This is a genomic window from Tabrizicola sp. (assembly GCF_051645465.1).
In the GTDB taxonomy this organism is placed as follows: domain Bacteria; phylum Pseudomonadota; class Alphaproteobacteria; order Rhodobacterales; family Rhodobacteraceae; genus Tabrizicola.
In genome coordinates, this window is record NZ_JBOFBI010000154.1 from 1 (window position 1) to 7920 (window position 7920).

At 64.9% G+C, this 7920-nt stretch carries 8 protein-coding genes; 4 read left to right on the forward strand and 4 right to left on the reverse strand.

Going from position 1 to position 7920, the window contains the following annotated elements:
* Window positions 1-139: 139 nt before the first annotated feature.
* The gene (locus ACRCSW_RS09840; protein WP_438704659.1) at window positions 140-1438 is read left to right on the forward strand and encodes a C13 family peptidase; all 1299 of its coding nucleotides are present in this window, start codon (window positions 140-142) and stop codon (window positions 1436-1438) included.
* Window positions 1439-1506: 68 nt separating this feature from the next.
* The gene (gene speB / locus ACRCSW_RS09845; RefSeq protein WP_438704660.1) at window positions 1507-2481 is read left to right on the forward strand and encodes an agmatinase; all 975 of its coding nucleotides are present in this window, start codon (window positions 1507-1509) and stop codon (window positions 2479-2481) included.
* A 13-nt stretch (window positions 2482-2494) separates the two neighbouring features.
* Here the strand turns inward: speB and ACRCSW_RS09850 are convergent, their stop codons facing one another.
* The 4 genes from ACRCSW_RS09850 to ACRCSW_RS09865 form a co-directional block, all read right to left on the reverse strand.
* Window positions 2495-3499 carry a hypothetical protein gene (locus ACRCSW_RS09850; RefSeq protein WP_438704661.1) on the reverse strand — a complete coding sequence of 335 codons (1005 nt, stop codon included), beginning with the start codon at window positions 3497-3499 and terminating at the stop codon, window positions 2495-2497.
* Between the two features lie 78 nt (window positions 3500-3577).
* Window positions 3578-4360 (reverse strand): metal ABC transporter permease, encoded by a 783-nt coding sequence (locus ACRCSW_RS09855; protein WP_438704662.1) that lies wholly within the window; start codon window positions 4358-4360, stop codon window positions 3578-3580.
* Window positions 4353-5114: a metal ABC transporter ATP-binding protein gene (locus ACRCSW_RS09860; RefSeq protein WP_438704663.1), complete on the reverse strand. Its 762-nt coding sequence runs from the start codon at window positions 5112-5114 to the stop codon at window positions 4353-4355. Before ACRCSW_RS09860 ends, ACRCSW_RS09855 begins: the two co-directional genes overlap by 8 nt.
* The gene (locus ACRCSW_RS09865) at window positions 5111-5632 is read right to left on the reverse strand and encodes a Fur family transcriptional regulator (RefSeq protein WP_438704664.1); all 522 of its coding nucleotides are present in this window, start codon (window positions 5630-5632) and stop codon (window positions 5111-5113) included. The genes ACRCSW_RS09860 and ACRCSW_RS09865 overlap by 4 nt, the downstream gene beginning before the upstream one ends.
* Window positions 5633-5698: 66 nt before the next feature.
* Here ACRCSW_RS09865 and ACRCSW_RS09870 point away from each other — a divergent pair, with 66 nt between their 5' ends.
* Window positions 5699-6727, forward strand: coding sequence for a zinc ABC transporter substrate-binding protein (locus ACRCSW_RS09870; RefSeq protein ID WP_438704666.1), 1029 nt, complete (start codon window positions 5699-5701; stop codon window positions 6725-6727).
* 352 nt (window positions 6728-7079) lie between these two features.
* Window positions 7080-7920: LysM peptidoglycan-binding domain-containing protein (locus tag ACRCSW_RS09875; RefSeq protein ID WP_438704668.1), on the forward strand; the 841-nt coding region annotated here is incomplete at its 3' end.

Sequence of the window (7920 nt, forward strand, 5' to 3'; positions counted from 1 at the left end):
TTTGCCCCTATCTGCCAGACGGGTGCCAAACCGGGCAAGTCCACCCGACCTTTGGCGTCAGAAAACGACATTCCCCTTGTGCTGCCGCAGTCTTGCCAGCTTTTTTGGTTAAAGGGCGCGAATGACCATGAGCAGGCCCATGACGACCGAAGCTACGACCGAATCTCGCATCTCTGCCCGGCCGGCGCTTGTCGCCCTTGCGGCGGTTCTGCTGTATTGGGTCGCGGACATCCTTGCGCAGATGGGCCATTACGGTCCCGGCGGCGAGATTGGCGTCTGGGGTATCCAGTCGGCCCTGGCGCAAAGCGCGGTCATCACGGTCGGGCTGTTTCTGGGGCTGGTGGTTGTTCGCCGCGTCGATCTGGTATTCCGCAGCATCACGCTGGTGTTCCTGCTGGGGACCTGCCTCAATCTGCTGGTCTGGTCGTGGATTTCACGTGGGGGGTCCTTTGCCTCGCCGGAGGGGTGGCGGGCGCTGCAGAACCTGCTGCTTTTGCCGCAGTTGGCGCTTCTGGTCTGGCTTCTGCGGGCACCCTTGCGCCGGTGGGTTGTGTCGGGCGTGGCGATGGCGGTGGTTTTCCTTGGCACGCAGGAGCTGGTGGCGCGGCACTTTCCTGTCGAGGGGCTTTACTATCTGCCCGATGACGTTGCGGACGGCGATTACCAACCGGTCGATGTCGAGGCGCTTTATGCGGCGCAGGACCGGCTGATGACGCGGCAGCTGTCGGGGATTGCGCCCGGCACGCCCGGTACGCCCGAGGTCTTCGGGCTGTTCCTGGGGGGCACCTCGAACCAGTCGGTGTTCCTGACCGAGGTGGAGAGCGTGTCGGGTATCCTGGATGACCTCTACGGCTCGGGGTCTCGCAGCATCCGGCTGGCCAACAGCAACAGGCACCCTAACCGCTATCCGCTGGCCAATCGCGCCAATCTGGACCGGGCCCTGGCCGAGATCGGCAAGTTGCAGGGGCCGGAGGATGTCGCTTTCCTGTTCCTGACCTCGCACGGGAAGGAGGATACCTTCTCGCTCGATTTCTATGAGGCGGGCACGACGGACCTGACCGCCGCCGAGTTCGCGGCCATGCTGGAGCGAAGCGGGATCGGGCCTGCGGTCATTGTGGTGTCTGCCTGCCACTCGGGGTCGTTCGTCGACGATATCGAGGCGCCGGACCGTCTGATCATCACCGCCGCCCGGGCCGACCGCACCTCGTTCGGGTGCCGGGACGGGGCGGAGTGGACCGAGTTCGGCCAGTCGTTCTTCGACCTTGCCTTGCGGGCCGAACCCGACCCGCGCAAGGCCTTTGCGGTTGCGGCGGCGGATGTCGAGCGCAAGGAAAAGGCCGACGATCTGAAGCAGAGCCTGCCGCAGATGAGCGAAGGCGCGGAAATCGGTGCGGTGCTTGACCGGCTTCTGGCGTTACGCTCGGCATCGGGTGGGTAAGGCCGCTTGCCCGCGGACCGGTTTCCCTGCAAGCCTGCCAAAGCGCGATGCTTCGGAAGGCAGGACAGATGAGCGGCAAGAACCAGCCCCTTGGCGGCAACGAGATGCCCCGTTTCGGCGGCCCGGCGACGATGATGCGGCTGCCTTCCGCAACCAGCGCCGAAGGGTTGGACGTGGCCTTCATCGGCGTGCCGATGGACCATGGCACCTCGAACCGTCCCGGCACCAGGCTTGGTCCCCGGCAGATCAGGGACGAGTCCCGGATGATCCGGCCCTACAACATGGCCACGGGTGCGGCCCCCTTTGATCATCTGCAGGTCGCCGATCTGGGTGATGTCGCGATCAACACCTTCGACCTTAAGAAGACCGTCGACATCATCACCGCGCATTACCGCGAGGTCCTTGGACACGGCACGATCCCCCTGACCCTTGGCGGCGATCACACGCTGACCTGGCCGATCCTGCGCGCGATCAAGGAGCGTCACGGGCCGGTCGCGCTGATCCATGTCGATGCCCACGCCGACATCAACGACACGATGTTCGGCGAAACCGTCGCCCATGGCTGCCCCTTCCGCCGCGCCTGGGAGGACGGGTGCCTGATCAACGACAAGGTCTTCCAGATCGGCCTTCGCGCCACTGGCTATGCTGCGGACGATTTCAACTGGGCCCGCGACAAGGGCTGGACGGTCGTGCAGGCCGAGGAGTGCTGGCACAAGTCCCTGACCGGTCTGATGACACAGGTCCGCGACCGGATCGGCGATGCGCCGGTGTACCTTACCTACGATATCGACAGCCTGGACCCCGCCTTCGCTCCCGGCACCGGGACAGTCGAGCCTGGGGGGCTTTCCACCTGGCAGGCCTTGGAGATCATCCGGGGCTGCGCCGGGCTGAACCTTGTCGGTGGCGATCTGGTCGAGGTTTCGCCGCCCTATGACCCCTCGGGCAACACGGCGCTGATCGGGGCGAACCTGCTTTACGAAATGCTGTGCGTCCTGCCCGGCGTGCCGCAGAACCCTTCACGCTTCTCGGGTCTTCAGTTCTAGGGTTTGACGCCGGTCACTCGGCCGGGACGGACACGACCTTGCAGCGCTTGACCCCGTCGTTGCCGCTGTCGCATTCGATCGACTTCTCGGCACGAGCGGGCTCTTCCGGTGGAGCCTCGGCGCTTTGGCCGAACAGCCCGCCGCCCGTTTCCGCTTCGGAGGTTTCGGCGACCTTTGCCTTGGCCTCTTCAAACGACGCCTCGTACTTGCGTCGTTCTGCGGACGCGCGTGCGGCCACGTCGGCGACATAGGCATCGCGCGCCTCTCCATCCAGCGCCGAAGCCAGCACGATCACGGGGACTTCCCCCAGACCCCCGCTTTTGTCGACGACACTGGCGTTCATGGCTTTGACATGCAGCGTCTCGAAGAAGGGAAGCAGATCGGAGTCCGCCATCCGCTTCGGCGCCAGCACCCGCAGATGAATCTGCCCGCCCACATCGGCCATGAAGTAGCGGCCGCGGAAGCCTTCCGGCAGCAGGTCCTCGGCTACGTCCAGCCCCCGCACCGACATGAACTCGGTCCCGCGATATTCCGGGCCCGTCATCTGCAGCCCGAACCGCTGCTCATGAGCCTCAGAGCCAGTGAAGATGCCGTTCGGGTAGCGGGTTGCCTTGATCAGGACCTTCCGCTCGCCCCGCTCATAGGTCAGGGCAATGGCCTCGACCCCGCTTCCGCCGTCAGCCGCACTCATCTTCCCGACATAGGCCAGCGCGGCCTTGTCTGCCTTGTTGGCGTTCTTCGGGAGGAAACCTTCGACGTCCTCGGGCACTGTCGGACGGACGGTCCAGCCTTTCGGGGCCGCGGGCAACATGTCGGCCAGTTCCCGAGGCAGGCCCGACGCGGACGATGTTCCGGCAAGCCCCCCGATCCGGCCCGGAAGGTCGCCCAGGTACTCAACGACCGTCAGCTCCTTCGACTCCGACTCACGGGCTGACCGGGAGGCCGTCTGGTAGTCGAAATACAAGGCGCCGCCAGCGGTGATGGCGGACAAGACGAGAAAGCCAATCAGTCGTACCACGGTCAGATCCTTGTCGTTCAAATGCGCTGATACCGGCAGATTCTGGCAAGCTTCGGGCAAAGCTGCGGAATCATGCAATCACGCCGATCGGCGAAACGATGCAAGCGCGAAGACAGTAGCGGCGACCACGATGATCGACGGACCCGTCGGCGTGTCCTGCCAGAGCGACAGCAGAAGCCCGCCAAGTCCAGAGAGCGCGCCGACCACAACCGCCAGTCCGGCCATCATCTCGGGCGTGCGGGAAAAGCCGCGTGCCGTGGCAGCGGGGATGATCAGCATCGCTGCGATCAGGAGCGCGCCGACCACCTTCAGCGCTACCGCCACGACAAGGGCCAGTGCGATGACCAGCACCAGCCGCTCACGGTCGGGCCGGATGCCCGCGGCATGGGCAAGGTCTTCGCTGAGCGTCGAGGTCAGAAGCGCCTGCCAGCGCCAGGCCAGAAGGGCCAGGACCGCGAGCGCGCCAAGCCAGACGAGGCCAAGCTCGCCCCGGCTGACAGCCAGGATGTCGCCGAAAAGGTAGCTGGACAGATCGGTGCGGACGGCGGGAAAGAAGCTGACCGCGACAAGACCGAAGGCGAGCGCCGAGTGGGCAAGGACGCCCAGCGTGGTATCCATCGCCCAGCCCCGGGCCGAAAGCCCGGCCACCGTCACCGCCATGGCCAGCGCCACGACCAGCGTGCCAAGCCCGATCGGCAGGTCTGTCGCCAGCGCCAGCGCTACGCCAAGGACCGCGGCGTGCGCCGTCGCATCGCCGAAATAGGCCATCCGCCGCCAGACGACGAAGGCGCCCAGAGGGCCAGTCGCAAGGCTTAGGCCCACGGCCGCAAGTCCGGCGCGAACCAGGAAATCGTCAAGCATGATCGTGGGTGTGCTCGTGGTGGTGATGCGGGTGCCCGTCCTCGGGCCGGTGTTCGTGGTCGTGCTCGTGCCGGTAAAGCGCCAGCGCGCCTTGCGTCCCCAGCCCGAATAGCGCCCGGTACTCCGGCGCGTTCGACACGACGCGCGGCGTCCCCTCGCAGCAGATATGGCCGTTCAGGCAGATGACGCGGTCGCTTGCCGCCATCACCACGTGGAGGTCATGGCTGATCATCAGGACTGCAGCACCGGTTGCCGCCCTGACCTCCTCGATCAGCCGGTAGAAGGCAGCCTCGCCCTGCTGGTCGAGACCCTGCGTCGGTTCGTCCAGCATCAGGACCTGAGGCTGGCCCAGAAGCGCGCGTGCCAGAAGCACCCGTTGCTGCTGCCCGCCCGAAAGCGTTGTCATCTGGTCCTGCGCATGGTCCGCCATCCCGACCCGGTGCAAGGCATCGTCGGCGGTGCTGTCGCTGACGCGCGCGGGCAGCGACAGGAACCGGCGGACGGTGATGGGCATGGTGCGGTCGATCGTCAGCTTCTGTGGCACATAGCCGATGCGAAGGCCCGCCTGCCGCAGGATGCGCCCTTCGGCCACCGGCACGATGCCCAGAAGCGCGCGCAGAAGCGTCGACTTGCCGGAACCGTTCGGGCCGAGGATCGTCACGATCTCACCCGCCGCGATCTGCAGGCTGACGTCGTGCAGGACTTCGTCTTCGCCGAAACGGACGCAGACGTGATCGGCGGCTATCAGGCTCATGCGGGTGTGCTCTGGCAGGCGGGGCAGAGGCCCAGGGCTTCGATGGTGGTGCGTTCGACGAGGAACCCGGCGCGTGCGGCCTCGGCCTCAAGCGAGGCCCTTGCGGCGCCGGCCTCGGCCTCGGCGACCGTATGGCAGTCGCGGCAGATCAGGAAGGCGGGGGCGTGATCTTCACCGGGGTGGACGCAGGCGGTAAAGGCGTTCAGCCGCTGGATGCGGTGGACAAGCCCCTGTTCCACAAGGAATTCCAGTGCGCGGTAGGCGACCGGGGGTTGATTGCCGAACCCGTCCGAGGCGAGGCGCGCCAGTACATCGTAGGCGCCAAGGGCTTTGTGTTCTTCCAGCAGGATCTCCAGCACCCGGCGGCGGACGGGCGTCAGCTTGGCCCCTGTTGCCGTTGTCAGAGCCTCTGCCCGGGCCAGCGCATCTTCGGTGCAATGCGCATGATCGTGCGTGGCAAAAGCAAGGTCCGGCGCCAGACAGCCGGGGCAGTCGGTCGGATTGTGCTCAGTCGGCATGGCAGAGCCTTGACCTGTTATGATATTACATTATAGACCCATCCAATCTCAGGAAAGGCCCAATCCATGCGTTATATCATAACTGCCGCCTTGGCCAGCACCCCCGCTTTCGCAGAAGTTCCGTCGGTCGTGACCGACATCCCGCCGGTTCATGCCCTGGTTGCTCAGGTGATGGGGGATCTAGGCCAGCCAGAGTTGTTGCTTGCCAATGGGGCGGATGAGCACGACTTCCAGTTGCGGCCCAGCCAGGCCGGGGCGGTGGCGGATGCGGACCTCGTGGTCTGGATCGGGCCGGGGCTGACGCCCTGGCTGGAAGGCGCAATGGACGCGCGGCCCGAGGGGGCTTTGTCGCTGTCGCTGCTCGACGCCGAAGTGACCGAGCGCCGGGCTTATGCTGACGCAAGCGAAGGCGAGCATGGCCATGCCGAGGAAGCGGGTCATGATGACCACGCAAAGGAAGGGAAGGCGGAGGAAGCTCACACTGAGGAAGCGCACGCCGAGGAAGGCCATGACCATGCCCACGAAGAAGAAGGCAAAGACCATGCCGAAGCGGGACACGAGGGTCACGACCATGATGGCGCCGACCCCCACGCCTGGCTGGACCCCCACAATGCCAAAGCCTGGCTTGGTCTGATCGCGGTGGAGCTTTCGCGGCTCGACCCCGAGAACGCAGCGACCTACGAGGCCAATGCGGCGGCGGCAGGCGAGAAGATCGCGGCGCTGGATGCCGAGATTGCGGCGATCCTGGAGCCGGTGAAGGGGAAGCCGCTGGTCACCTTCCACGATGCATATGGGTACTTCGGGGATCACTATGGGCTGGACTTTGAAGGGAGCATTGCTCTGGGGGATGCGTCCTCTCCAGGGGCCGCGAGGCTGGTGGAGCTGAGGGCGGAGATCGAGGGGGGAGGGGTGCTTTGCATCTTCCCGGAGGTCCAGCATGACCCGGCCCTGGTGAGCCAGATGGCCGAGGGGACGGGGGTCAAGGTCGGGGGCGCGCTCGATCCGGTGGGGTCGTCGCTGGAGGCCGGGCCAGAGGCCTACGGGGCGCTGCTGAAGGGGATCGCCCAGACGATCGCGGATTGCGCCGGAGGGTGAGAAAACAGGTGTCCCACGGTGGGTCAACTGCTGACGGCTAGAGATTCCAATGCGTTAGATGGGCGTTAGGGATCTGTTAAGCGGTGAGATCGTGCCAGACGACCGCCGCTGCGGGGGGCGGTGGATTGGCCCCGCCCTACGCCGACTCTGTGGGCGCCTGCCCAGTTGGCTTGCGAAACCACCGGTACTTCTACGGATCGCGCCTTGGACCGGGTTCAACTGCTAGATGAGCCAATTGTACCCGGAATTGGCCACAATTGCGCCACGCGAACACGGTTTTACCGCACGCGTCGAATTGTTTCCGATTCGCGATAAAATCCATCGCATCAACAAAGTAAGCTAGGAATACCGTATGAAGTTCGTGTCTGGCGCGCGCCTCAAAACACAAATCGTCGCAGTGCTTCTCGCACTGCCAACCATGGCTGCCGCACAGGAGGCTTGCACGACCTACGTTGTGAAGGAAGGCGACACGCTTTCCAACATCGCCCAGGCGGCTTACGGCAGCTACGACTACCAGATGATCTTTAACGCCAACCGCGACAAGCTCGCCGCCAGCATCAACTCGCTTCCCGCTGGCACTGAGCTTTTCCTTCCTTGCGAGGATGGGCGGTTGACTGCCGATGCCGAGTTCAGCGAGGTCATCGCGCAGGAAGAAGAGAAGCAGGCCTCGAAGCCCAAGGCGAATTCGGTCTATGAGCCCCCGCTCAAGTTCGTCTCGGGAAATGGCTGGAAGCCGTTCACGGATGAAAGCCTGGCCGGTGGCGGCATTCTGGTGCGGATCGCGACGACGGCGATGCAGCGCGGCGGCAACGACCGTGAAAGCACGATGTCGTGGGTCGACGACTGGGGTTCGCATGCGGACGTTCTGCTTCCGACCGGGGCGTTCGACCTTTCGATCGCCTGGAGCATGCCAGACTGCAAGAAGATCGACCTTCTGGGCGAGGACGGCGTGAAGCGTTGCACCGAATTTGATGCAACACTGCCCGTTTACGAAGTGGCTGACACGCTGTGGACGCTGGCGGACAGCGAGTATGCGACCGTCACGACTTATGAGAGCCTGGCCGGGACGAAGATCTGCAAACCTGCAGACTGGAGCACCTTCCCGCTTGAAGAAGTAGGCCTGACCGAGCCGATGGTGACGATGGTTCGCCTCAAGACCCCGCTCGAATGCGCCGAGGCGCTGCTTGCGGGCG

Coding starts and splice junctions, on each gene's coding strand:
- ACRCSW_RS09865 (WP_438704664.1), bottom strand. CDS start 5,632: ATGCCGACTGAGCACAATCCGACCGACTGCCCCGGCTGTCTGGCGCCG.
- ACRCSW_RS09870 (WP_438704666.1), top strand. CDS start 5,699: ATGCGTTATATCATAACTGCCGCCTTGGCCAGCACCCCCGCTTTCGCA.
- speB (WP_438704660.1), top strand. CDS start 1,507: ATGAGCGGCAAGAACCAGCCCCTTGGCGGCAACGAGATGCCCCGTTTC.
- ACRCSW_RS09840 (WP_438704659.1), top strand. CDS start 140: ATGACGACCGAAGCTACGACCGAATCTCGCATCTCTGCCCGGCCGGCG.
- ACRCSW_RS09860 (WP_438704663.1), bottom strand. CDS start 5,114: ATGAGCCTGATAGCCGCCGATCACGTCTGCGTCCGTTTCGGCGAAGAC.
- ACRCSW_RS09855 (WP_438704662.1), bottom strand. CDS start 4,360: ATGCTTGACGATTTCCTGGTTCGCGCCGGACTTGCGGCCGTGGGCCTA.